Below are 23,626 nucleotides of genomic sequence, written 5' to 3' on the forward strand. Positions count from 1 at the left end.
TTTAATTGAAAGATAAATACATGAAAAACTGGATCCCGATACTTTTACTATTCCTTACCCTTTCATCCTGTAAAACAAGAAATGCAGCCAAAAACAACGGCAAAGCACAGGATAGCACTGTTGTAGTCACAGATGACAACCGTAATCCTAAAGATGCCAATGAGGCGGTAAGAGATAAGTTTTCATTTTATGAGCACGTGGTGGTTCCTCTGAAATTTGATCAGGTTAAGATCAACAGTAAAGTAAATGTGGAAACCGGAAGTTTTATTCCAACCCTGGATGCGGTGATCTATATTGAAAACGACAAAAAGGTATGGATGAATCTTCAGGCGCTATTTTTTAATGTAGCCAAAGGGATCGCCACACCGGAAGGAATTAAAGGCCAGGATAAAACCAGCAAAACCTACATCGATTCTGATTTTGATTATCTGAATAAACTGCTTAATGTCAATTTCATCGATTACAAATCGCTGGAAAAAATACTGATGGGCAGAACTTTTGTCAAGATCAGCGATTCTCAGTTTACCCTGACCCAAAACGCACAGGGCTTTAAAATGGTTTCCAATGCCAACCAGAAAATAACGACGGATGAGAAAACCAGAGAGTATAAAATTGTGCTTAACTATGATACGAATTATGATCTGCTAAGCGTGAATTTAAAGGATGTTTTATCTACAGACGAACTGGAAATCTCTTACAGTAACTGGAATGAATACGATGGAATCCGCCTTCCAAAAAATGTTAAAATAATTATAAAAGGCTCAAAATCTAGTCAGATTTTACTGGAAAACACGAAATTTGACTTTTCGAGGATGGAAACACCTTATTCTGTACCATCCAGTTATAAGAAAATTGAGATTAAATGATTAAAAAATTTAGCTTTTTAATAGGTATTCTACTGTTCGGCCTGCATCAGGGACAGCAGAACAAGGAACAGCTTCAGAAACAGAATGCCGATCTTAAAAAACAAATTGTACAGATAAATACAGATCTGGCTAAAACCAGAACCGAATCTAAACTTTCAGTGGCCTATCTTACCAACGTTAATAAAAAACTGACGTTGAGAGAAAAAGTATACACCAATACCCAGAAAGAAAAAAGATTCATTGAAGACGAGATCTATCTGCGTCAGTTGGAAATCAACCGTCAGAACAAAGAACTGGTGGTTTTAAGAAAGAATTATGCTGACGTTTTAGTCAATGCTTACAAAAACAAAGGGGTACAGAACAAAGTAACCTTTATCCTTTCGTCCAAAAATCTGGGTGAAGCCATAAGAAGGGTTCAATACCTGAAACAGTACGCTGACTATCAGGACAAAAAAGCGGCAGAGATCAGCAACGCTGCAGCTCAGATCAAAAAATCAATCGCACAGAAACAGAGTTCCGCAAGGGAAAAAGATAATCTTCTGGTGAACCAGCAGAAAGATCTGGCTACCATCAATGCTGAAAGAGCACAGAAGGAACAACTATTGTCAGATTTCAAGAAAAATGAAGCCAAACTTACGGTAGAACTTAAACAGAAACAGGTTCAGTCTAAAGCTTTGGAAGGGCAAATCAGAGCCATCATCGCTGAAGAAATCAGAATAGCAAAAGCTGAAGAAGAAGCCAGAAGAAAAGCCGAAGCAGAAAAAATCCGTATGGCTAAGATCATCGCGGAAAGAGAAAAAGCAAGAATTGAAGCTGAAGCTAAAGCCAGAGCCGAAGCCCTGGAAAGAGAAAGAAAGCTGGCAGAAATTGAAGCTAAAAAAGCCGCTGATCTTGCCGCAAAAAGAGCTGAAGAAGAGAGAAAACGTAATGAAGAGGCTACAAGAGCAGAAGCCAGTGCAAAAGACGAAGCCAGAAGAGTGGCCGCTAAAAAAGCAACTGATGAAGCCAATGCCAGAGCAAAAGAAGCTACTGATAAACTTGTTGCCGCAAGAGCTGCAGAAGCTGCACTGAACAAGAAAAAAGAAGAAGAGAAAAAAGCCGCTGAAACGAAAGCGATGACCAGCTACGGTGTGACGACCTCTACCGGCAGCAGTTTTGCGGACAGCAGAGGAAAATTAGGATATCCTGCGGACAGAGCCGGACAGGTAACCCACCGATTTGGAAGACAACCACACCCGGTTTTTAAAAATATTGTTGAAGATAATACAGGAATCAAAATAGCCGTCCCTTCAGGAACACGCGCAAAATCTGTATATCCCGGAACAGTCTCTTCTGTATTGGCCAACAGCGACGGAACCAAAACCGTTATGGTAAAACATGGAAGCTATTTTACAATTTATTCTAACCTAGGAAACGTAAGTGTATCCAAAGGACAGCAGGTTTCTTCCGGAACTCCGGTAGGTACTGTTGCTCAGGATTTCGATGGTTCTTATACCCTTGATTTCCAAGTATGGAACGGAAATACACCAGTTGATCCATTAGGTTGGATTTCGTATTAAAAAAAGCTTTAACTTTGTAAAAATCTTAAGAGATGAATACACTTACAATATTAGCCTTATCTTGGCAGCACATCCTTATCGTAGCGATACTTTTGGTATTGCTTTTTGGAGGAAAGAAAATTCCGGAATTAATGAGAGGAGTTGGTTCAGGAATCAAAGAATTTAAAGATGCAGTGAAGGAAGAAGACAAACCGGGTTCTGACAAAACCTCTTCTACCAACAACAATAATAACACTCCCAGCAACTAAAATTCCTCAGAATTAATGAATTTTACCGAGACTGCATGGAAAGTCTTCAATCAATCTATTGAAGACTATCACGTGTCCGATGACGTTAACACTCTAATTAATAACCCGTTCGAAAAAGATAGTTTGGAACGGATTTTGTATGCAAAGAACTGGATTGATACCGTTCAATGGCATTTAGAAGATATTATTAGAGATGAAAATATTGATCCCGCTGAAGCTCTTCAACTGAAGAGAACGATAGATGCATCTAACCAGAAAAGAACAGATCTGGTAGAATTTATCGACAGCTGGTTCCTTACTAAGTTTGAAAATATAACTCCTAGACCTGATGCAAAAATCAATACTGAAACGCCCGCTTGGGCTGTAGACAGACTATCAATTCTTGCATTAAAGGTTTATCACATGTCGTTAGAGGCCAATAGAGAATCCGCTTCTGAAGAGCACCGTGCCAACTGCCAGGCTAAACTGGATGTACTGCTTACTCAGAAAGAAGACCTATCAACTTCTATAGATCAGTTGCTTACTGATATTGAATCCGGTAATATTAAGATGAAGGTATACAAACAAATGAAAATGTATAACGATGACAGTCTTAATCCGATCCTTTATCAAAAGGGGCAACAGAAATGAGAAAACTGATTTTTTTTGGAGTACTACTAATTATAACTTCCTGCGCAACGGAGAAGCTTAACCTTTCCCCGTTGTCTAATAATTTTTACAGCGAAACTAAAGGTTCTGATTCCGACAGAGGGGCAAAGAAAGGTTTTGATATCAATATCAAAGAAAATGTAAATGCTTCTGAAATTTCAAATCTGATTTCTACTTTTCCAAAGTTTAAGAATAACGGTTTAAATGATGAAGTCACCAGCTTGAAATACAGCCTGCAGAATTATTTATATGCCATAGATGCCAACAACTCTAACGGAAAAAACAGGGCAGTTAAAAGCTTCGAAAAATCATACAAGAAAATTCAAAAACTCAGACAGCAGCTTGATAAAGATGATGATGAAGTTCTCAACAGATACCTGGTACGTCTAAAAACCAATATTTCTGTCATAGAAGATTCTTTAAAAGGAAATTAAAAACGAACCACTATTAATGATTAAAATTCAGGCAGAAGCTAATGTTCCTACAGAACACGGCTCTTTCCGAATGATCGCTTTCTCCGAAAACGAAAACGACTGGATGCCACACATGGCCATCGTTGCAGAAAATACAGATTTTTCAAAACCGGTGAACGTACGTTTCCACTCAGAATGCATTACCGGAGAAGTTTTCCATTCAAAAAAATGTGAATGCGGGCAGCAACTGGATGCCGCAATGAAATATACCCACGAGCACGGAGGCATTATTGTTTACCTTCGTCAGGAAGGAAGAAATATAGGGATTATCAATAAGCTGAAAGCTTATTCACTTCAGGAAAAAGGGCTTGACACAGTACAGGCGAACCTTCAACTGGGACTCCCTGCTGATGACAGAAAATTCGGTGTTGCTATCGATATTCTGAACCTGCTGGATGTAAAAGACATTAATCTTTTAACCAATAATCCGGAAAAGGTAAAATATGTAGTAGACAGTAATATTCATCTCAATTCAAGGATTCCTTTACAGATTCCCGCCAATGAGATGAGCAAGGGCTATCTGCAGACAAAAAAAGATTTCTTCGGCCATTTATTAGATGATAATGACAATTAGATAAAACATAAAAGCTCCGGAAGAAATTCTGGAGCTTTTTATTTTGATTATCCACATCCGATTATAAAGGAGTAGGTAAAAATTTCAGAGACCAGTTTCCCCTAAAATGATACTGTTTCCACGTCCCGGATTTGGTTTTTAAACTTCCGGTGAGAACAAAACCTTTTGGAGAAACAGAAGAATTTATAACACCACTTTCATTGGGCTGAAGGCTTGCGGAATACACTTCCTCTACATTATTATTTACAGTTCTTGTTACCTCAATGCTTCCACTTTTTGAAACATTCAGGATCAAAGTTCCATTCAATTCACCTGAATAGGTTCCCACCCATTTTCCCATATAGGGAGAAACATAGTTTTCATCTGCATTATTATCGTCAGTCTCTCTGCATGAAGACAACATCAATAAAGGAATAATAAGTAAAAATTTAAAATAACAGTTCTTTATCATAGTTTTACTATTCATAGTTTGAAGGTAAAATTAATCTTTTTTATTTCTACACAAAGAAAACTGTAAAGAATGAAATAAAAAAAAGCTCCGGAATTACTCCCGAAGCTCTTAATAATTATAAAAAACTGAAAAGATATTTCTTAATTAGTTTACCTTGGTATTCTTTACCTTAGTTTCATCAAGGTTGTAGTACTTCACCACAGCGTTATAATCACTGTAATCTACACTACTTGCATTTTTGCTTGCTTGTGCAGGAACAAGTACTAATCTGAATCTCTGATTATTTAAATAAGCTGTAGTCTCAGCTGGTGTCATTTGTGTTCCAAGATCAAAATTCTGATCGTCGATTCTGATTTGTACATTCTGAGAATCAAAAACGAAATTATAATCAAATACTCTGTTTGTAGGTAAAGTCCCTGAATTTGGTAAATAAACAGATTTTGGAATCTGCTGCCATGCATTACCTGCCGCTCTATACACTAAAACCACATCTGTCTGGTTAATATCAATTCCCTGTGTAAACGCATATCCGTTTCCATTAGTGAATGATCCTGTGATATCTCTCATTCTTGAATAGGTATCGCTATCTGAATCATCTTTGTTATCACAGCTGAATATAAATAATGATACAAATGTCAGGAATAGAAAAGGAAGAATTTTTTTCATTTTTAGAAAAGTTTAGTTATTATTTATAAAGCGTATTCAAATCATATACCAAAAGTTGCAAAAACTTTGTTTTCATCATTTTTTTAATTGTATTTTTGTTCTTATTCAAAAGATCATGAAGAAATTGCTATATACTTCCCTCTTTATTTTTTCTTTAATAAGCTTTACAGCCAAAGCTCAATACCAGCCTAAAAACATTTCTAAAGAAGACCTAAAAAAGGCCAATCACTGGGTGGATAAAACCTACAGATCGCTTTCACAGGACGAGAAACTGGGTCAGCTGTTTATTGTAGCACTCTATACCAATAAAGGTGAAGACTATATCAACCAGATCAGAAACATCGTGGTTAATGATAAAATCGGAGGACTGATCTTAATGCAGGATGACGCAGCCAGAGAAATTAATCTGGTAAATGAATTCCAACAAAAATCAAAAGTTCCGATGATGATCGGGATGGATGCAGAATGGGGAATTTTTCAGAGAATTGCTACTGCACACAAATTTCCATGGGCGATGACGCTTGGTGCTATACAGGATAAAAGCCTTATTTATCAGATGTCCGCCAAAATAGCGGAAGACTGCCATAGAATGGGAATCAACTGGGATTTTGCACCGGTAGTGGATGTGAATACCAATCCTAACAACCCTATTATCGGGAACAGAAGTTTCGGTTCAGAAGTGGATAATGTGATCAGCTCAGCTTTATCTTATTCGAACGGACTTCAGGACAATACAATCCTTGCTGCGATCAAGCATTTTCCGGGACACGGAGATACGAGTACAGACTCTCACCTTGATTTGCCGGTAGTTTCACATAGTTTAGAAAGATTAAACAGCGTGGAACTGGCTCCTTTTAAAGCTTTGATGGATAAAGGAATCGGTGGCGTAATGGTAGCTCACTTATATGTTCCAAGTCTTGAATCCGGAAAAGGAATTCCTGCTTCGGTTTCTAAAAACATCATTACGGGAATATTAAAAGATCAGTTAGGATATAAAGGTTTAATTATCACCGATGCCCTAAATATGGGCGCTGTAGCCAATAAATATAAGCCGGGCGAACTGGATGCACTTGCGTTTAAAGCAGGAAATGACATTATGCTTTTCTCACAGGGTGTTTCGGAAGGAAAAAAATTAATTCAGAAAGGAATTGAAAAAGGTGAAATTTCTCAGTCAAGAGTTGAGGAAAGTGTCAAGAAAATTTTACTGACAAAATATTTCCTGGGTCTTACACTATACACTCCTAAAAATCCAGAAAACATCAATAACGACCTGAATAATGATTCTCACAAAACGCTGGTACAAAATCTTTATGCCAATGCTTTGACTTTGTTAAAAGATGACCAGAAACTTCTTCCGATCACCGGAAAACAAACTTATTATGTTCCTTTGGAAGAAGCGCCTTATCAGACTTTCGCGAATCAATTAGGAACTAATGTGATCACTAAAAAAGCCAACGAAATCAATACCATCCCTGCAGGTTCTACCGTAATCGTAGGGTTTCACAAGGATAATTCTACAGCATACAAACCTTATAAAATTTCAGCAGAATCAAAGAAAGTTCTGGCTGATCTTACCAAAAACCAGAATGTTATTTTAAATGTATTCGGAAGCGCGTACGCTTTAAAAGATATTGATATTTCAAAAGTATCTACCGTCCTTGTCTCTTATGAAAACAACGACGACTCTATGACCGCTGCAGCCGCTGCGCTGAACGGAAAAACAAAAATATGGGGCAAACTGCCTGTACTGGTGAATGACCAGCTGAAAGCAGGATTGGGAATCGAAAAGGCTCCTTCTGCTTCGAATGTGAACACCACAGTTTTTACAACATCAAAACAACAATAATCTAATGAAAATAGGCATACTTTGCTATCCGACCTACGGAGGAAGCGGAATCGTAGCTACAGAACTGGGAATGTCTCTTGCCAACAAAGGCTATGAGGTTCACTTTATAAGTTCTGCGCTCCCTGCAAGACTGGACATTACCAACCCGAACATTTTCTTTCACCGAGTGAATGTACAGACGTATCCGCTTTTCCAGTATCAGCCATATGATATTGCGTTAAGTTCTATGATTTACCGTGTCGTAAATCTATATAAACTGGATCTCCTACATGCCCATTATGCCATTCCATATGCATATGCTGCATTTACGGCTAAACAGATGCTGAAGGAAGATAAGAATGACGTTCCATTGGTAACAACACTTCACGGAACAGATATTACCTTAGTTGGACAGCATCCAAGTTATAAACATGCAGTAGAATTTTCAATCAACCAGTCAGATGCCATCACGTCGGTTTCTGAAAGTCTGAAAAAAGATACCCTCCAATTTTTCAATATCAAGAAGCAGATACAGGTGATTACCAATTTTATTGACAATTCTGAATTTGACGACTTAACAGAATGCCAGAGAACACAGTTTGCCAATCCGGATGAGAAAATCCTGATCCATGTCTCTAACCTTCGTCCCGTAAAACGTGTAGATGAAGTGCTGCAGATTTTCAAGAGCGTTGAGAAAAAAGTGAAGTCAAAATTGATCATCATCGGTGAAGGGCCGGACATGGAAAAAGTAAACCAGTTTCTGGAAGAAAATCCTGAGCTTATTTCTAAGATCCGTCTGTTAGGAAAAGTAAATGATTTGTATAAGATCTTACAGCTTTCAGATGTATTTTTACTTCCTTCTGAACAGGAAAGTTTCGGTCTGGCAGCACTTGAGGCGATGGCAGCTTACACTCCAGTGATCAGCTCCAATGCGGGAGGAATTCCTGAAGTGAATATCCAGGGAGAAACAGGATTCTTAGCCGAGATCGGAAATGTAGAAGCGATGAGCAACTATACGATCAAACTTTTAAGCAATGAAGAGCTTTTAACTACGATGAAGCAGAATGCAAAAGATCAGGCTATCAAATTTGATCTGAAAAACATTCTTCCAATCTATGAAGAAATGTACAGAACCACTATAGAAAATTTCAAGAAGGAGCTGACAAAAGCTTAATTTTACCAAACAGATAAAATATAATCTCTATTCCCGCAGGCCAGATATGGAACTGACAGACAATACGAAAGGATTTGAAGATGAGTTTTCTATCATCCGCCTCGACGGGAATATGGGTTATAATCACCAACCGCAACGAACTGCCGTTAACCGGATCTACATTTATCAGAATGGTACAGGATCTGTAACCATCGACAAAACCTCTCTTCATCTGGAAAAATATCAGGTTCTCCTTATCGCTAAGGGACAGATCTTTTTATTCTCCGAAGATTCTTCACTGGCTGGCTATGAAATTACTTTTACGGATGCATTCTGGGAGAAAGCCCCTGAAAGTGCGAGCAATTGTAAATCCGTCCTGTTCAATCTGAATGCAGACAATCAGGGACTGGCAGCGGAAAAGGATGATCTCGAAGAACTTTTCTCAGTAACAGCCATGCTGAACAGGGAATCACAGAGCAAAAACTACATCAATAAAACGGATGCTCTGGCGGCCTATCTAAAGATCATCATGATCAAAACCGCCAATATCAATTTTTCTCTGCAGGAGCGCTATAACAGTTCCGACAGAAAAATCTACACTCATTTCCTGGAACTCGTTTCTCAAAATTATCAGAAAACCCGCGAAGTTTCAGCATACGCGGGATTCCTGAATATAACAAATAAACAACTTTCCGGTATCTGCCATAAACAGGGTGGAAATCCTCCAAAGAAAATAATTGCAGGCATGATCATCAATGAAGCCAAAAGAATGCTCTATTTCTCTGCATCACCTGTAAAAGAGATCGCTTCTGTTCTTAATTTTTCCTCAACGGAGCAGTTTAGTCACTTTTTCAAAAAACAGACTTCTTTTTCACCTCAGGTTTATCGGAATTTAGGTCAATTTTGACATATGAAGGAAAAAAACTGATATTATCTACGCGCTTTGATTGATTTAATTTTGTAAAAAAAGTTATGACAGCAAAGTTAAAATCAGCCGTAGGTATCATAATCCCCGACAGCACCATTGCAGAACAGGCAAGAGAACTTCTTTTGGAGCACGGCAATGAATTTTTATACAATCACTCGATGAGGGTGTTTCTTTTTTCATCTTTAAATGCTAAACGGAAAGAAATTTCTTACGATTCCGAATTACTCTATGTTTCGTCCCTATTCCATGACCTTGGTTTGACCGCACATTACAGCAGTCCTGATCTCAGATTTGAAGTAGACGGAGCCAATGCAGCCAGAGATTTTCTTAAAGGACACGGACTTCCCGAAAAAAGCCTTCAGCTTGTATGGGATACCATTGCCCTGCATACTACGATAGGAATTGCGGAACATAAAGAGGCGGAAGTTGCCCTGATGTATTCTGGTGTAGGATTGGATGTGATGGGTGAAGGATATGAACATCTGTCTGAAGCAAACCGTGAGGAGATCATCGGATTTTTCCCGAGGACAGACTTTAAGAAAAAGATTATTCCTGCGTTTTTCTCAGGATTTGAGCATAAAACCGAAACAACATTCGGAAATATTAAAGCTGATGTATGCGCTTTTATGATTCCGAACTTTCAAAGAAAAAATTTCTGTGACTGTATTCTGCATTCACCGTGGTCGGAGTAGATTGGGGTTTGGAGAAGTTATGTGATATGGGTGCCGGAGTTGGAAAATTTTAAAAATTCACCATTCACTTGCGAAGCAAAATTGACCATTCACATTTCTAATCTCAGCTTTATATCTGCTACCTAAATTAATACATTAAATTTAGACACGATACCTTCCGTCATTGCATGGGAGGTATTTTATTTTTTTAGTTAAAACAAGAAGAAAATAGAATGAACAAAACATAAATCTTTGTTTCAAAAACTGGATTTCTATAGATAAAAATTTGTGTAGAACAGAACCGGAAAACTTAATCACAGGGTTAATGAAAGTACTGAATTTCTATTATATTTATCATCACACCTATGACGGAAAAACTGCTTCAATATCTTTGGAACTATAAGGTTTTCAAAAATTATGACTTCAAGGACCTTGAAGGGAATCCCGTTGAAATCATCCAGTTTGGGAGATGGAATACCGATGCGGGGCCAGACTTTCTCAATGCAAAAATTAAAACAAAAGGACTCGTCATTGCCGGACATATAGAACTTCACATCCGTACCTCTGACTGGATTTTCCACAACCATTCCCAGGATCCCAATTACCAGAATATCATTCTTCATGTAGTCTATCAAAATGACACAGACATCGATGACCTCATCCGGAAAAATGTTCCGACGTTGGAGCTTAAAGATCATATCGACTCAAATATGCTGTGGAAATATGAAAAATTGATCAACGGAACCCAATTCATTCCTTGTGAAAATATTTTTGAGCCTAATAAAATCCCCATTCATTTTCACGAAGCTAATGTTCTTAAAAAATTAGATGAAAAGTCTCAGGAGTTGGAGAAAAGCCTAGACCAGTACAAAAATAATTTTGAAGCCGTTCTTTTTCACAGCCTCGCCTACTCTTTCGGATTAAAAGTGAATGCTCATATTTTCAGACAAATTGCAGAATCAATAGACTTCAGTGTTATCAATAAGATCCGGCAAAATGTATTACAGCTGGAAGCCCTTTTATTCGGTATTTCTGGATGGCTGGATCATCCAAAAGACGGACAAATGATGATCTGGAAAAGAGAATTTAAATTCATCCGAAAAAAATTCAACATTCCCAATCTGACCCTTCATCCTAAGTTTCTGAGATTGCGCCCACCCAACTTTCCTACGATCCGTCTTTCCCAACTGGCAGATCTTTATTCCAGACACCAGAATTTATTTTCAAAAATTATTAAGGCGAATAATACTGATGAGCTGTACGAAGTTTTTGAGCCTGTAAAAGCTTCGGAATACTGGGATTTTCATTTTAACTTTGGAACTATTTCAAAGTTTCAGCCTAAAACCTTAAGCTCAGATTTCATTGAATTAATTATCCTCAATACGGTACTTCCCTTAAAATATACCTATCATAAATATCATCATGAAGAAATTACAGAGGAAATCCTCGATTTGTACAGAAACAGTACCGCCGAAAAAAATTCTGTAACCGCCGCATGGAAAAAACTTGGACTGAAGATTAATAATGCTTTGGAAAGCCAGAGCCTGATTTATCATTATAACAATTTATGCACAGAAAAAAAATGCCTGAACTGCAGTATAGGGTTTAATCTGTTGAAACAGTCTTTGGACAGCTGATATTTTTTGCAATCGACCGATTATACAGCATAGTCTGGTTTTATATTTAAATCAATAAAAATACTTTCTACATCGAATAATTCTCCGTTCATCATCTCGTTCTTAAACCCCATGGATTTATTTGAATATTTATAGAAAAAAAACTGATCTGCTTTTCGAAATTCATTCTTAAAATAAAATCCTATGAAAAACATAAGCGTATTATTTTGTGTTTTACTTACATTTTTTTGTCGTGCACAGAGCTATACACAACAAAAAAATGAAATTCAAGATCTTGTAAAGGAGGTCAGACAACATATCATTAAAAAAGATACCGCAGCTTTTAAGGCTCTATTTACAAAAGGCTCCTTTAACTGGACTGCTGTGATCAGAGATAAGACCCAGCAGAAAAGGCTGAAAAATAAAACGTCAAATCCTTCCAATCTATTCACAAAAAGTTTTCAGGATTTCCATCTGTTCCTTATGGATAAAGGTAACCAGGATGAATTGTTTAATAATGTACATATTGAAAACGATGATGTTATCGGTTCAGTTACCTGTGATTATTCTTTCCTTTTGGATAACAAAGTAACCAATTACGGAAAGGAATTCTGGCAGCTGGCAAAAGTCAATGGCCAGTGGAAAATTATCAGTGTGATCTATAGCATAGAGCTTGATTAATTTTTGATAAAAACCAAAGTCCTGATCAAGATCAATTTATTTATCACGAATCGGATAGGTAGAAAAAAATTGCTTAAATTGCGGTATTGGATTTAAACTTTTAAAAGAATCTTCAAATGTTTGATAATATCCGCCACAAAATGGAAAGAGAATGGTTCGGCGTTCTTACGAGAACCGGAGCTAAACTGGGGATCCCTGTATCTAAATTGAGGATCTTTTTCATCTATTCTACTTTTGCCACTGCCGGCTTTTTCTTTCTGATCTATCTGGGACTGGCATTCACGCTTTGGATCAAAGATATTTTTATTACCAGAAGGCCGAGCGTTTTTGATTTATAATTATGGAATTTTTACCGATTACTTCTGCAGAAGACTATAGAGTTCAGGACATCTATAAGTCGTATTCCAGCACATTCCCCGCAGATGAGCAAAGGGACTGGAACCAATTTACCGCATTATTTTCAAATCCTCATGTGAAGGTCATATCTGTACTTCATGAATCTCAGGCTATAGGTTATCTTATTATCTGGGAACTGAGTTCTTATGTTTTCGTGGAACATTTTGAAGTTTTTGAAGCCTTCAGAAGCCAGAAACTGGGGTCACATATTACAGCATACCTGTTTAAAAATTACCCGAGAATTATTCTGGAAATAGAGCCTGATCATTTGGGAGAAGATGCGAAAAGGCGCTATTCTTTTTATCAGAAAAACGGATTTACCCTGATCGACGAAATGTATGTACAGCCGAGTTATGGCGAAGGAAAAAAGCCGCTGGATCTTTGGCTACTGGCCAATTATACGCCTGAACATCTAAAGAGTGTAAAAGACGAAATTTATGATGTTGTGTATCATTAAAATATAAAAACCGCCGGATATGTTCCGGCGGTTTGCTTTTTATAGCATCTTGTAAAGTCTTTTTTCTTTTTCTTTAACCACTGATTTCACGGATTTTCACAGATGATTGTGTATATTATTCCGTATAAAATCTTTTATTTTTAAAAAAACTTATGTGAACTTCTTGTTCGCAAAGCATTAAACTTCAGAATGACTTAAGTGTCCAAAAAACTTTTGTGCCCTTTTGTGGTTGATAGTTTTTCGCAGATGATGATCTTAATTGACTTCGTACTCCAGCTTTATCGTGATATTTGCTTCTTTTTCTTTCGAGGAAGTATTGAATGTTCCGCCGTAGGAATAATCTTCATTAGAATTGGGTTCTGTAATCTGAATCACTCCCATGGTTGCTTTTTTAAGATTTCCCAAGCTGCTGCCTGAATTTTCTGCAATTTTCTCTGCTCTTTCTTTAGCATCTTTCGTTGCACTGGCAATCATTTCCTGCTTTACCGTAGCTAATTTGGTGTAAAAATAGGATGGTGAAGATGAAGTGAATTCAATCCCACGGTTTATGATTTCCGTAATATTTCTTGAAAGGTTTTCAATCTTTACCACCTCTTTGCTTTCAATGGAAACTTTTTGGGTAAGGTTGTATCCGGAAAATTCACCCTGTACGTAATTTCCATTAGAGTCGTTATAACTTCTGAACTGCTTCTGGATATCTACGGAAGAAAATACAATTTCACCCTGCTTAATCCCTTTTGAAACAAGATAATCATTGATCACCTTTCTGTCTATAGCCAGTTCATCATAAGCTGCTTTTAAATCGGAATTATTTTTAGAAAAACTTCCGGACCATGTGATCAGATCGGACGTAAACTGTTTGGTTCCCAATCCGGTCACGGAAATGGTGTTTTCAGATTTATTTCTGTTTTTAATAGCATTCCCTAAAAAGCCTAGCCCAAGGACAAATCCCAGTGCTCCGACTGCTACCGCAATAATATTTTTATTCATAAAACTTGTGATTTGATTGATTCTGTGTAGCTGTACATCAATTTCTATTCCGCTTTTTAAGAATTTTTTAACATTATTCCTGGTATTTCCGCCCCAGTTTCAAAACTTGAAGGTTAGGCAAAAAGTGGATCAGTCTCAAACTTAGGAGCAGATAAGTTTTTTTTAACATTAAGACATTAAGCTCTTAAAAGATGGGTGCTTAAAGAACTTAAAAAATTAATTTATTGATTTCTTCATTTTTCTTCATTGATAACAATACGCTTGCTGCTTAAATCCTTAATGTTTAAATTAAGAAATAAACTAAAGTTTATTAAGGTTAAAAAAATTTAAGATCAATTTTAAAAAGGATTTTATAGGTTTGATAATATTTATTTTACTCGCCAAGCTTTGAAATTGATCCGTTTTTCCTTTGCTTTAATCTTTCCAGATAAACCGGCATGGTTTCTTCCATTCTCAACAGCGTCCCGGCAAGATTTTTTGCTTTCACATAAGTTCTTACCTGAGGTTTAACCTCAAAGGAATATTGGATAAATTCTGAAATCCGTTCTTCAGGAATTCCTGCCTTGGTAAAATACTCATTATCTACACGGTTCCTCACCCACATAATATGCTCCTGCAGATCGTCATACCTGTACTGCCGTTTCTGGCGTCTTGCTTTCCCGCTGATCAGATCATAGGTACCCTGCACATCTAAGCTTCCTAAAAGTATCGGAAGAAGAACCTTTTTAACTTCTGCAGGCTTTTCACGCATTTTACCAACAGGTTGTGGCAAACCTACCGCCTGTTGTACAATCTCTCCTTTATCTATTTTTGCGGCCAATCGGGAATCCGTTTCCAGGTCACCGGTTGGTTTTTTGACAATTTTTACTTCTCCGACATCTCTCGGTATCGGAATCATGGTAACCAGCAATTGAGGATTGTAGCCATTGATAAGAACTCTTGTGGATACTCTGTTGAAATCTGCTTTTACAAATCTCAGTTCGTCATTAGGAGATGCTTCAATAGAGAACATTCCCATAGCATTGGAAGATGTTTTCTGATCGGTAGACATATTAATAACAATGACTGAGCTTAAATCCACCCCGTCATCATCTGTGATTCGCCCGCTAACAGTTTGTTGTGCCATGAAACTATTAAACGCGAAAATCACAAGGAAGAAAGTTTTCTTCCAATCAGCAACATTGATATTTCTACATCCAACATTCATCTTCATATTTTTAAAACTAAATACTACTCACTTTTTGGGTTTTCCTGTATTCGGCAAATGCTGCTCTTAATTCATATTCCACGACATCTGCCTTAAAGTTTTTTCTGAATTTTTTCGCCATCATTCTCGTGTCATTCGCATAAATCAGGAATTTATCGATCTGCTCTTCATCCATTCCATATTTTTTCAGAAACTGTAAATCTATTTCATTTTTTATTCTTTGGATAAAATCCTGGGTTTCCTTATAGTTGGCTTTCGTGATCTTAAGTTCTGTCGCTTTTTTAAACAAACCCACAGCGGCATCCAGAACCCCTAAAAGACTTACCTGTCCGGCATTATAATCCGGTTTGAAGGTTTTCGAAATCGCATTATCCGGTAACGCTTCATTCAGCGGACTTTTCATATATTCATCAAGCTCTGATCTTAAAGAAACCACTTTCCGGGATTCGTTAAGATGCTTATTATCTCTTTCCAGATTGCCCGTAGGTTTATAAACGATCTTCACTTCAGGAATTTCTATTTCTACCCTTTCAAAGCTGATCATTAAAGGAGAACTGAAATCTTCTTTTTTTATTTTTTTATCAATGCGGTAATACCCTTCTTTTACAAAACGTACGTCATCATTTTCCGACGCTTCTATGCTAAATTTCCCTGAAGTATCACTTACAGCACTTTTTTGACTGGTGATATTGATAATTAAAACCGGATTAATATTGGTTTTACTGTTATCTGTTACGACACCAGTCACCTGCTGCTGGGAAAAAAATTCAACAGATACAAAAAGTGGAACTGCGTAAAGGCTTTGTTTAATATACGTTCTCATCTGTGTTTATTTTTGGGTCTGTGGAGCACGGTAGGACGAAATTCTTGTCAGCACAAATCTTTGAAACCTGTACAGATCTGCGTCGCTGCAGAACCCATACTTCAGAATACTTTTCCGCTCGAAACCGCCTGCAAGAACATAACTGATAAAATGTTCAATCTGAGGTCTCTCAATTTTCAGACTGGTAAAATAGTCATCTCCCAATGCTGAATGCAGATAGCCCATCAAATCAATATCATCCCATTTGTTCTTTACTTTTCCAATGGAGAAGCCCTGCCCTTTCGGTTGTACAAATTCTCCCGGTCTTGCTGCCAGAATCCTCGGATCCGATTTCTGAGCGATATACCGATCAATGTCTTTGATGAGTTTTTCAACCTTTTTAGGACGGTTAAGGGTTTTTGCATCAATTTTCAGATCGCCTGTGAGTCCCTGTTTGACTTCCACTTCAGGAATTAATATGGTTTCTCTCTTTAATGTAATATTGATGGGAGCATCTATAATCTCTTTGGAAATTTTTTTGACGATACGTTCGTAGCCGGCCTTTATAAACCTGAGTTCATCCCCTGCCCTTCCGGAAACCATGAAATGTCCGTCCCGGTTGGTGACCGTTCTTTCATCCGTTCTGATATTAATGACCGTCACATCCTGAATTTCTGCACTGTCTTCAGAAATCACTTTTCCGAAAATGTAATTTTGGGCATGAATGTTAATGAAAAAAAGGGTGGTTAAAAAAAAGAGTAGTTTAAGTTTCACGGACAGTTTTTTATTAAGCAAATCTAAAATTATTTTTAAATTAATTGACAAGTTTAACCACAGTTAACGTGTTTTGGGATTTCTTTTTAGTTTTTGCGGATTAAACTGTTAAATCGACGCTCCAAATTGTTAAAATTTCACTTAAAAATTAGCTAACTTGCAGTCTCAATTCTAAATTCAGCAATGCAAAATTCTTACACAGTGATCAATGCTTCAGCCGGGTCGGGGAAAACGTATGCCCTTGTCCAGAGGCTTTTGATGATCTGTCTCCGCTATCCCAATCAGCAGCAGTCGATCAGGAATATTCTCGCACTGACGTTCACTAATAAGGCAGCCAATGAGATGAAGGAGAGAATTCTGTCGTGGCTGGGAAATTTTTCCGCGGACAATTTTGCAGAAAACGGAGATCTGAAAAATATTCAGAAAGCATTTGAAGCTGATGGCTTAAAAATCACGATTGATGAGCTTCATAGCCGTTCCAAAAAACTGCTGGATTATGTTCTTCACAATTATTCAACATTGAATATCGGAACGATTGACCGTTTTAATTCAAGACTGGTAAGAAGCTTTTCCTATGAATTGGGTTTAGCGAAAAATTTTAATCTTGAGATCGATGCAGAACCGTTTCTGATCGAAGCTGTGGATAAAATGCTCGACCAAATCGGTGAAAATGACAACATCTCCAATTCTTTCATGGATTATGTGGATTACAGTCTGGAAAACAACGAAAGAATCAATCTGAATAAAAGCCTTTATGATTCCGCCAAGGAGTTCGTAAAAGATATTCACTACGAACATCTGAAAAGCAACAAAAGCTTTGATGACACGAATTACGAGAATATAAAAAATACACTCAGAAAAGAGATCGTACAGAATAAAAAGAAGTCTGCAGAGCTTGCCACACAGTCGGTAGAGCTGTTCCGGTCCAGAAATATTGAGATCGAAGATTTCGCACAGGGCAAAAACGGGATCGGAGGATTTTTTACAAAGGTTCAGGATTTTTATAACCAGAAAAGACCCGGTTTTCCGTTTCCTACCACGCAGGAAGAATCTGTAGTCAACAATTACAGAAAGGGGGCTGCTACGAAATCGAAAAGTAAAGAACCCGAAATACTGGAAATACTTGATCAACTTCTGGACAACAGGATGCAGCTGATCCTTCTTTATATTGAAACACAAAAGAAAGAAAAGATTTTATCGGCCCTTCTCCCTTTGAAGGTGAATAAAGATATTCAGGATGAATTAAAAAAAATTGAGGAAGAGAACGATCTGGTTCTGCTTTCTAAATTCAATATCCTGATCAATGAAAATCTTAAGAACGAGCCATCAGCCTTTATCTATGAGAAGGTGGGTGCACAGTTTCAGCATTTTTTCTTTGATGAATTTCAGGATACCTCAGAATTGCAGTGGCAGAATTTTGTTCCGTTGCGGGACCACAGTGTTTCCTCGGAATACACCTCTTTTACGCTGGTAGGTGACCCCAAACAGAGTATTTACAGATTCCGTGGTGGAGAAAGTAAACTGATGCTGGACATTATCAACAAAAAGGAATTTTCGCCCAAGCAGGCAAGTCTTCTTGTTTTAAAAGATAACTGGAGAAGTGCTAAAAATATTGTACAATTCAATAATGAGTTGTATCGTTATCATTCGTTAAACTTGGAAGAGGAACACCGTAATATTTTTGGAGAAGATGCTGAACAGAGTCCAAGATCCCAGATTGACGGACGTGTAAAAGTAAGTCTGATTGAAAACCTCACGAATGAAGATTTTTATAATGACACTTCTGAAAAAATGCGGAATGATATTCAGGAAAGCCTGGATAACGGTTTTAAATTTTCAGACATTACGATTTTATGCCGGGGTAATTTTGACATTTTCAGTTATTCTCAAAAACTGGGAAATCTGAAAGTAAAATATCGCGGAGAAGAAACCAACATTAAAACAATTTCCGACAAAGGTCTGACCCTTGAACTTTCCAACACATTGAAAGCAGTTATTGAATTTCTGCGATGGGAAATCAATCCAAAGAACAAGCCCAATCTGATCATGATGATGTATTATCTGAATACATTGGGAAGAATTCATATGGCTGATTTTACGCTTGAAATGAAAGAAGTTCTGGAACTTGAAACGCATGAGGAAATACTTCAATTCATCCAGAATACCTATTCATTAACACTGAAACAGGAAAACTTCCCAAGATTCAACCTGTATAATTTTGTGGAATATTACATCAATGAATTCGCAGTAGAGAATAAGGAGACGGATTTCCTACTGAATTTCCTGGAAATGCTTTTCAATTTTACACAAAATGCAGGAGCCAGCACAAAAGAGTTTCTAAAATATTGGGATGAAGAAGCTTCAGCCTATACGATTCAGGCTTCAGAAAATATTGATGCGGTTCAGATCATGACGATCCACAAATCAAAGGGGCTGGAATTCCCGATTATATTTATTCCGATGATGAATAAAAACCGGGACAGTGAATTTACGAACTGGTTTGATACGAATAATGATGATGCTTTGAAATCGGTCAATATTAATCAGTTTAGTAAAAACCTTGAAGTCTATGATCAGGAAATCGAGGCTTTCAACAAAAAGAATTCCTACAAAAACCTCATCGATAGGTTATGCCTTCAGTATGTCGCTACGACACGTCCTGTAGAGCAGCTGTTTTTCTATCTTCAGAAAGCAAATAAGACTTCCAATAATCTTGAACTGCTGGAATTTTTCAACGGAAAAAATACCGAAGGAGCTGATGAATTTGATCTGTATGAAGTTCGTCCTGAAATGCTGAAAAAGCATTCTAAAGATAAAACATCATTATTTAAGACCAAGGATATTCAAAACCTTAAAAATATTAATGAAAACAGGTCTTCTATAAAAATTGCTACGCCATCTAAAAACTATCAGGTACGGAATGAAAAGGTAAGGATCGGGCTTTTCGTGCATGAATTACTATCAAAAATCAATACAGAGAAAGATACGGCCAAAGTTCTGGAAAGTTACGTACTTGACGGACAGATTACGCGGGAGGAGAAAGATGAAATTCAGGAAACCCTGATTCAGATCATTCAGAAATATGCGGAGTTTTTTGATGAGAAGTGGGAAGTGATCAATGAAAAAGATATTATGATTTCGGACAGAGGTCAAAGCCATATTTTCAGACCGGACCGTATTCTAAAGAGCGATGAAGGTTATATTATTGTCGACTTTAAAACCGGTGAACAGACAGAAAAAAACGAACACCAGATTGAAAGGTATAAAAATATCCTGGAAAGCCTGGGAAGAAAGGTCTTAAAGACGCAGCTTATTTATCTGTAAAATAGGTTTTCCACAAAGTTTTCCACAATACAGTGTTGATAACTTCAAAATAGTCAATTAATATACTGATTAACAAATCAATATAATTAGCAAAAAAGAAAATATATTCTTCATAATTGTAGATAAATCCTGAAAATCACTGTGGATAACTTTGCATCTTATCAACATTGTCAGATTATATGTAAAACTTGGAGAGCAGCTAAAGTTTTTTTTAATACAAAGAAAATTACAACCCTATTCGATAAAATTAACCACGGATGACACAGATTTTCACAGATGTTTATGTTATCAGACTGCTTGATCTGTATAATTTGCGAGAAAAAAATCAAACCATTAAGAACCAGTTAAGCTTTTAAGAATATTAAGTTTGTGCTTCGCTTTAAGACGTACAACTTAAAAAATCAAATGATTTTATCTTAACTAACCTTACTCCCTTTATTGATCTTAATGTTTTAAAAACCGTACAATGAGAATCTGAGAAAGGAAAAAATCACAACTTGATTTGAAGTGAAATTTTGAAATTAACCAAGGATGACACAGATTTTCACAGATGTTTACGTTGATCAGACTGCTTGACCTGCATAATCTGCGAAAAAAAATCAAACCAATAAGAACCAGTTAAGCTTTTAAGAATATTAAGTTTGTGCTTCGCTTTAAGACGTACAACTTAAAAAATCAAATGATTTTATCTTAACTAACCTTACTTCACTCGTCTTAATGTTTCAAAAAGCGTACAATGAGAATCTGAGAAAGGAAATACTATTACAAACAATATTTTTTGGCTAAAAAATTTTAAAGATTGTAAAAAGCATGTTTTACATAAAGAAACCTTATAGGTTTTGAAAACCTATAAGGTTTGATGGTATGTATTTTTTATTTTACTCCGTAAGTTTTGAAATTGATCTACATTACCCCCATTTGATGTTCAGTAAAAACAAAACCGCCCGGCCGTTCTTCGAACGGCCGGGCGGTTTCTATCTTTTCTATTAATTAAGCTGTTGTAGCCGGTACAAAAACTCTTTGAGACAATTCCTGGTCAAAAAGATATAATGCAGATGGATTGTCGCAAACCATCTTGATTTTTGTAACGTACTGTGAAGCGCTGGCTTCTTCCTCTACCTGCTCGTTGATGAACCACTGCATGAAAGATGTCGTTGCAAAATCACCTTCGTCGTTTGCATTTTTTACGATGTTGAAGATGCTTCTTGTTACTTTTTTCTCGTGCTCCAATGCTTTTTCGAAGATATCCGTTGCATTTTCGAATTCATGAGGAGGTTTTGCAATTTCTCCGATGATGATTTCTCCGCCTACGTCATTTAAAAAGTCAAACATTTTATCTGCGTGCATCAATTCTTCTTTGCTCTGAACTCTGAAATAATTCGCAATACCATCAAGATCTTTTCCTGAGAACCAGGCAGACATGGAAAGGTAATATTGTGCGGCATATTGTTCGTGAGCTATCTGTTCGTTAATTAACGTTGCAATTTTTTCGCTGATCATAAGTATAAATTTATATTCAAAAATAAGGAATAAAAGCCCGACATCAAAAGTTTTAATGAAATTTAATACAAAAAGGACGGGTATTTCCCCGTCCTTCTCACATTAAAAAATCAAAATTATGAACTCTTATTTAGCTTCCGGAGCTTCCGTGTTCATAGGCTTCTTCATCATTTTTCTATCCTTCATTGCGGTCTTTCTCTGCTCCATTTTAGCTTTTCTGTCAGCCTGCCATTTATCATACTGATCAGGGGTAAGAATCTTCTTCATATCGGCATCCATCTGAGCTCTTTTAGCTTTCATATCCTCCATTTTTGCCTGTCTTACTTCTTTATTTTTATCGAAGTCAGCTTTCATTTCAGACTTTCTTTTTTCATGAAGGCTTTTTATCTGTGCTACCTGAGAATCGTTCAGATTCAGATCTTTTTTCATCTCATCAAGATGCTCCTGATGCTTCTGCTCCATTTTCTGATGCATCTCTGCTCTTCTTGCTTCTTTGTCCTGTGGAGTTGTTGTCTGCTGCGCCATGGCAAGACCTCCTATTCCGATAAATGCTATTGCTAAAACTAATTTTTTCATCTTAAAAAATATTTAATTAATTGTTATACATATCTTTGATTATTAGTTAAAAGATAAGTTAAACCTAAATATTCATAAAAAATGTTAAATTATAGTATTAAAATAATAAAATTGAAAAATAAAAAAGGACAGATCCTAAAACCTGTCCTTCACACCACTTAAATATAATATATGAAAATTATTTACTGCTTACCAGACTGCCTCTGAAACCACCTCCATTGCTGTTTTGTGATCTTGAAGGCTGACTTTCAGATCTGGAGCTTCCCCCATTTCCTCTGAATCCTCCACTGTTATTTTCTCTTCGGGGAGCACTTTCTCTTTTTACTTCACCGCTTCCTCTGAAGCCTCCATTATTTCCAAATCCTCTTGTTCCGCTATTTTCAGAACTCCCTCTGAAACCACCGTTATTTCTTTCTCTATTGGTTTCGTTACGGAAACCTCCTGAATTTTCAGATCTTCTGTCATTATTTCCAGCCTGATTTCTGAAACCTCCGGTATTACTGCCGTCTCTTACCGGTCCTCTGAATCCGTTATTTGGTCGGTCGCTGGTTCTGATCACATTGAAGGTTGGGTTATCCATTCTTCTGAATCTTGCTCTGTCTACCCTGTATACGTTGATATTTACATTTCTGTATCGTGGCATTACGGAATATCTTGGCGTGTAATACGTTCTTCTGTAATTCTGAAAGTAAACGATCGGGCTTGATCCACGGTAATAATTGTTTTGGAAAACAACAAACACCCTTGGTCCTAAAATTCTTTCCAGTGCGTAGAATCTGTCATAGTACCATCTGTCCGGATTATATCTGTAAAAATTATCCCATGTAGAGAAACTTACATACAAATTATTCAGACTCATGATCTGATCCATCTGCCAGCGGTTCAGTCTGTTTTCTCTAAAGAAGACATTCCAGTTGATATTGGTGATACTGTTTCTGTAATCATTGTAATATCCCTGATAGTAATCGCCTGGGTAATAGTCCTGAGGATAGTTGTAATAATAATCGTCCGGGAAATAATTTCTGTCATCTTCATCGGAATAACCAACGTTCTGGTAATATCCGTCATCTCCCCATCCGTTATTTGGATACTGCTGGGCGGAAGACAAAGCTGCCAGTCCCAAGGCAAATCCCAAAAGTATTTTTTTCATCTCTATAGTCGTTAATTGGTTAGTATATAGTAGAATATCTCTATTCTATCTTTTGGATGTAAATAAAAAAAAGAAGTTAAATCCTAAGATC

The 23,626-nt window shown here is 37.0% G+C and carries 24 protein-coding genes; 15 read left to right on the forward strand and 9 right to left on the reverse strand.

Translation table 11 applies throughout. The annotated features are described in order from the left end of the window. The first annotated feature begins 20 nt into the window (after nucleotides 1-20). From IW22_RS08945 to ribA, 6 genes are read left to right on the forward strand one after another with little or no spacing between them, the layout of a single operon-like run. Complete coding sequence (locus tag IW22_RS08945) at nucleotides 21-866, forward strand: DUF4292 domain-containing protein (RefSeq protein WP_034725840.1); 846 nt, start codon at nucleotides 21-23, stop codon at nucleotides 864-866. Further along, entirely contained in the window at nucleotides 863-2,425 is a 1,563-nt protein-coding gene (locus IW22_RS08950; protein WP_034725843.1) for a peptidoglycan DD-metalloendopeptidase family protein, read from the forward strand. Before IW22_RS08945 ends, IW22_RS08950 begins: the two co-directional genes overlap by 4 nt. Before the next feature lie 32 nt (nucleotides 2,426-2,457). Beyond that, a complete protein-coding gene (locus IW22_RS08955) occupies nucleotides 2,458-2,673 on the forward strand; it encodes a twin-arginine translocase TatA/TatE family subunit (protein WP_034725845.1) in 216 nt (71 codons plus the stop codon). 15 nt (nucleotides 2,674-2,688) lie between these two features. Next, nucleotides 2,689-3,303, forward strand: coding sequence for a DUF4254 domain-containing protein (locus IW22_RS08960; protein ID WP_034725846.1), 615 nt, complete (start codon nucleotides 2,689-2,691; stop codon nucleotides 3,301-3,303). Then, nucleotides 3,300-3,755: a hypothetical protein gene (locus tag IW22_RS08965; protein ID WP_034725847.1), complete on the forward strand. Its 456-nt coding sequence runs from the start codon at nucleotides 3,300-3,302 to the stop codon at nucleotides 3,753-3,755. Before IW22_RS08960 ends, IW22_RS08965 begins: the two co-directional genes overlap by 4 nt. A 16-nt stretch (nucleotides 3,756-3,771) precedes the next feature. Then, complete coding sequence (gene ribA, locus IW22_RS08970; protein ID WP_034725848.1) at nucleotides 3,772-4,368, forward strand: GTP cyclohydrolase II; 597 nt, start codon at nucleotides 3,772-3,774, stop codon at nucleotides 4,366-4,368. 61 nt (nucleotides 4,369-4,429) lie between these two features. On the opposite strand, the gene IW22_RS08975 is transcribed toward ribA, so the two are convergent. Together IW22_RS08975 and IW22_RS08980 are read right to left on the reverse strand one after the other, a co-directional pair. Continuing rightward, nucleotides 4,430-4,819, reverse strand: a complete 390-nt coding sequence (locus IW22_RS08975; RefSeq protein ID WP_131401712.1) for a hypothetical protein — start codon at nucleotides 4,817-4,819, stop codon at nucleotides 4,430-4,432. A gap of 144 nt (nucleotides 4,820-4,963) precedes the next feature. Next, a complete protein-coding gene (locus IW22_RS08980) occupies nucleotides 4,964-5,485 on the reverse strand; it encodes a hypothetical protein (protein WP_034725850.1) in 522 nt (173 codons plus the stop codon). 115 nt (nucleotides 5,486-5,600) lie between these two features. Here IW22_RS08980 and IW22_RS08985 point away from each other — a divergent pair, with 115 nt between their 5' ends. The 8 genes from IW22_RS08985 (at nucleotide 5,601) to IW22_RS09020 (ending at nucleotide 13,212) form a co-directional block, all read left to right on the forward strand. Continuing rightward, nucleotides 5,601-7,331, forward strand: coding sequence for a glycoside hydrolase family 3 protein (locus tag IW22_RS08985; protein ID WP_034725851.1), 1,731 nt, complete (start codon nucleotides 5,601-5,603; stop codon nucleotides 7,329-7,331). A 4-nt stretch (nucleotides 7,332-7,335) separates the two neighbouring features. After that, nucleotides 7,336-8,484 carry an N-acetyl-alpha-D-glucosaminyl L-malate synthase BshA gene (gene bshA / locus IW22_RS08990; RefSeq protein WP_034725852.1) on the forward strand — a complete coding sequence of 383 codons (1,149 nt, stop codon included), beginning with the start codon at nucleotides 7,336-7,338 and terminating at the stop codon, nucleotides 8,482-8,484. 46 nt (nucleotides 8,485-8,530) lie between these two features. After that, the gene (locus IW22_RS08995; protein ID WP_034725853.1) at nucleotides 8,531-9,370 is read left to right on the forward strand and encodes a helix-turn-helix domain-containing protein; all 840 of its coding nucleotides are present in this window, start codon (nucleotides 8,531-8,533) and stop codon (nucleotides 9,368-9,370) included. Between the two features lie 65 nt (nucleotides 9,371-9,435). Further along, nucleotides 9,436-10,083 (forward strand): HD domain-containing protein, encoded by a 648-nt coding sequence (locus IW22_RS09000; RefSeq protein ID WP_034725854.1) that lies wholly within the window; start codon nucleotides 9,436-9,438, stop codon nucleotides 10,081-10,083. Between the two features lie 344 nt (nucleotides 10,084-10,427). After that, the gene (locus tag IW22_RS09005; RefSeq protein WP_034725855.1) at nucleotides 10,428-11,699 is read left to right on the forward strand and encodes a DUF2851 family protein; all 1,272 of its coding nucleotides are present in this window, start codon (nucleotides 10,428-10,430) and stop codon (nucleotides 11,697-11,699) included. Between the two features lie 183 nt (nucleotides 11,700-11,882). Beyond that, complete coding sequence (locus tag IW22_RS09010) at nucleotides 11,883-12,359, forward strand: hypothetical protein (protein ID WP_034725856.1); 477 nt, start codon at nucleotides 11,883-11,885, stop codon at nucleotides 12,357-12,359. 116 nt (nucleotides 12,360-12,475) lie between these two features. Then, nucleotides 12,476-12,697, forward strand: coding sequence for a PspC family transcriptional regulator (locus IW22_RS09015; RefSeq protein ID WP_034725857.1), 222 nt, complete (start codon nucleotides 12,476-12,478; stop codon nucleotides 12,695-12,697). Nucleotides 12,698-12,699: 2 nt separating this feature from the next. Next, entirely contained in the window at nucleotides 12,700-13,212 is a 513-nt protein-coding gene (locus IW22_RS09020; RefSeq protein WP_034725858.1) for a GNAT family N-acetyltransferase, read from the forward strand. A 255-nt stretch (nucleotides 13,213-13,467) separates the two neighbouring features. Here the strand turns inward: IW22_RS09020 and IW22_RS09025 are convergent, their stop codons facing one another. From IW22_RS09025 to IW22_RS09040, 4 genes are all read right to left on the reverse strand, one after another. After that, entirely contained in the window at nucleotides 13,468-14,202 is a 735-nt protein-coding gene (locus tag IW22_RS09025; RefSeq protein WP_034725860.1) for an SIMPL domain-containing protein, read from the reverse strand. A gap of 373 nt (nucleotides 14,203-14,575) precedes the next feature. Continuing rightward, nucleotides 14,576-15,415: a carboxypeptidase regulatory-like domain-containing protein gene (locus IW22_RS09030; RefSeq protein WP_228384023.1), complete on the reverse strand. Its 840-nt coding sequence runs from the start codon at nucleotides 15,413-15,415 to the stop codon at nucleotides 14,576-14,578. 10 nt (nucleotides 15,416-15,425) lie between these two features. After that, a complete protein-coding gene (locus IW22_RS09035) occupies nucleotides 15,426-16,232 on the reverse strand; it encodes a hypothetical protein (RefSeq protein ID WP_034725861.1) in 807 nt (268 codons plus the stop codon). Between the two features lie 6 nt (nucleotides 16,233-16,238). After that, complete coding sequence (locus IW22_RS09040) at nucleotides 16,239-16,985, reverse strand: carboxypeptidase-like regulatory domain-containing protein (RefSeq protein WP_034726140.1); 747 nt, start codon at nucleotides 16,983-16,985, stop codon at nucleotides 16,239-16,241. Between the two features lie 168 nt (nucleotides 16,986-17,153). Between IW22_RS09040 and IW22_RS09045 the strand changes: the two genes are divergently transcribed. Next, the gene (locus IW22_RS09045; protein WP_410492841.1) at nucleotides 17,154-20,309 is read left to right on the forward strand and encodes a UvrD-helicase domain-containing protein; all 3,156 of its coding nucleotides are present in this window, start codon (nucleotides 17,154-17,156) and stop codon (nucleotides 20,307-20,309) included. Nucleotides 20,310-21,299: 990 nt separating this feature from the next. Here IW22_RS09045 and IW22_RS09050 read toward each other — a convergent pair. The 3 genes from IW22_RS09050 to IW22_RS09060 form a co-directional block, all read right to left on the reverse strand. After that, the gene (locus IW22_RS09050; protein WP_034725863.1) at nucleotides 21,300-21,809 is read right to left on the reverse strand and encodes a ferritin; all 510 of its coding nucleotides are present in this window, start codon (nucleotides 21,807-21,809) and stop codon (nucleotides 21,300-21,302) included. A 126-nt stretch (nucleotides 21,810-21,935) separates the two neighbouring features. Continuing rightward, entirely contained in the window at nucleotides 21,936-22,385 is a 450-nt protein-coding gene (locus tag IW22_RS09055; protein WP_034725865.1) for a hypothetical protein, read from the reverse strand. 178 nt (nucleotides 22,386-22,563) lie between these two features. Then, nucleotides 22,564-23,535 (reverse strand): hypothetical protein, encoded by a 972-nt coding sequence (locus IW22_RS09060; protein WP_034725866.1) that lies wholly within the window; start codon nucleotides 23,533-23,535, stop codon nucleotides 22,564-22,566. Between the last annotated feature and the right edge of the window lie 91 nt (nucleotides 23,536-23,626).

This window comes from Chryseobacterium sp. JM1 (assembly GCF_000737715.1).
Classification (GTDB): Bacteria; Bacteroidota; Bacteroidia; order Flavobacteriales; family Weeksellaceae; genus Chryseobacterium.

Bases quoted from the DNA above. Each gene is read 5' to 3' on its own strand.
- IW22_RS08945 (WP_034725840.1), top strand. From the start codon at position 21: ATGAAAAACTGGATCCCGATACTTTTACTATTCCTTACCCTTTCATCC.
- IW22_RS08950 (WP_034725843.1), top strand. From the start codon at position 863: ATGATTAAAAAATTTAGCTTTTTAATAGGTATTCTACTGTTCGGCCTG.
- IW22_RS08955 (WP_034725845.1), top strand. From the start codon at position 2,458: ATGAATACACTTACAATATTAGCCTTATCTTGGCAGCACATCCTTATC.
- IW22_RS08960 (WP_034725846.1), top strand. From the start codon at position 2,689: ATGAATTTTACCGAGACTGCATGGAAAGTCTTCAATCAATCTATTGAA.
- IW22_RS08965 (WP_034725847.1), top strand. From the start codon at position 3,300: ATGAGAAAACTGATTTTTTTTGGAGTACTACTAATTATAACTTCCTGC.
- ribA (WP_034725848.1), top strand. From the start codon at position 3,772: ATGATTAAAATTCAGGCAGAAGCTAATGTTCCTACAGAACACGGCTCT.
- IW22_RS08975 (WP_131401712.1), bottom strand. From the start codon at position 4,819: ATGATAAAGAACTGTTATTTTAAATTTTTACTTATTATTCCTTTATTG.
- IW22_RS08980 (WP_034725850.1), bottom strand. From the start codon at position 5,485: ATGAAAAAAATTCTTCCTTTTCTATTCCTGACATTTGTATCATTATTT.
- IW22_RS08985 (WP_034725851.1), top strand. From the start codon at position 5,601: ATGAAGAAATTGCTATATACTTCCCTCTTTATTTTTTCTTTAATAAGC.
- bshA (WP_034725852.1), top strand. From the start codon at position 7,336: ATGAAAATAGGCATACTTTGCTATCCGACCTACGGAGGAAGCGGAATC.
- IW22_RS08995 (WP_034725853.1), top strand. From the start codon at position 8,531: ATGGAACTGACAGACAATACGAAAGGATTTGAAGATGAGTTTTCTATC.
- IW22_RS09000 (WP_034725854.1), top strand. From the start codon at position 9,436: ATGACAGCAAAGTTAAAATCAGCCGTAGGTATCATAATCCCCGACAGC.
- IW22_RS09005 (WP_034725855.1), top strand. From the start codon at position 10,428: ATGACGGAAAAACTGCTTCAATATCTTTGGAACTATAAGGTTTTCAAA.
- IW22_RS09010 (WP_034725856.1), top strand. From the start codon at position 11,883: ATGAAAAACATAAGCGTATTATTTTGTGTTTTACTTACATTTTTTTGT.
- IW22_RS09015 (WP_034725857.1), top strand. From the start codon at position 12,476: ATGTTTGATAATATCCGCCACAAAATGGAAAGAGAATGGTTCGGCGTT.
- IW22_RS09020 (WP_034725858.1), top strand. From the start codon at position 12,700: ATGGAATTTTTACCGATTACTTCTGCAGAAGACTATAGAGTTCAGGAC.
- IW22_RS09025 (WP_034725860.1), bottom strand. From the start codon at position 14,202: ATGAATAAAAATATTATTGCGGTAGCAGTCGGAGCACTGGGATTTGTC.
- IW22_RS09030 (WP_228384023.1), bottom strand. From the start codon at position 15,415: ATGAAGATGAATGTTGGATGTAGAAATATCAATGTTGCTGATTGGAAG.
- IW22_RS09035 (WP_034725861.1), bottom strand. From the start codon at position 16,232: ATGAGAACGTATATTAAACAAAGCCTTTACGCAGTTCCACTTTTTGTA.
- IW22_RS09050 (WP_034725863.1), bottom strand. From the start codon at position 21,809: ATGATCAGCGAAAAAATTGCAACGTTAATTAACGAACAGATAGCTCAC.
- IW22_RS09055 (WP_034725865.1), bottom strand. From the start codon at position 22,385: ATGAAAAAATTAGTTTTAGCAATAGCATTTATCGGAATAGGAGGTCTT.
- IW22_RS09060 (WP_034725866.1), bottom strand. From the start codon at position 23,535: ATGAAAAAAATACTTTTGGGATTTGCCTTGGGACTGGCAGCTTTGTCT.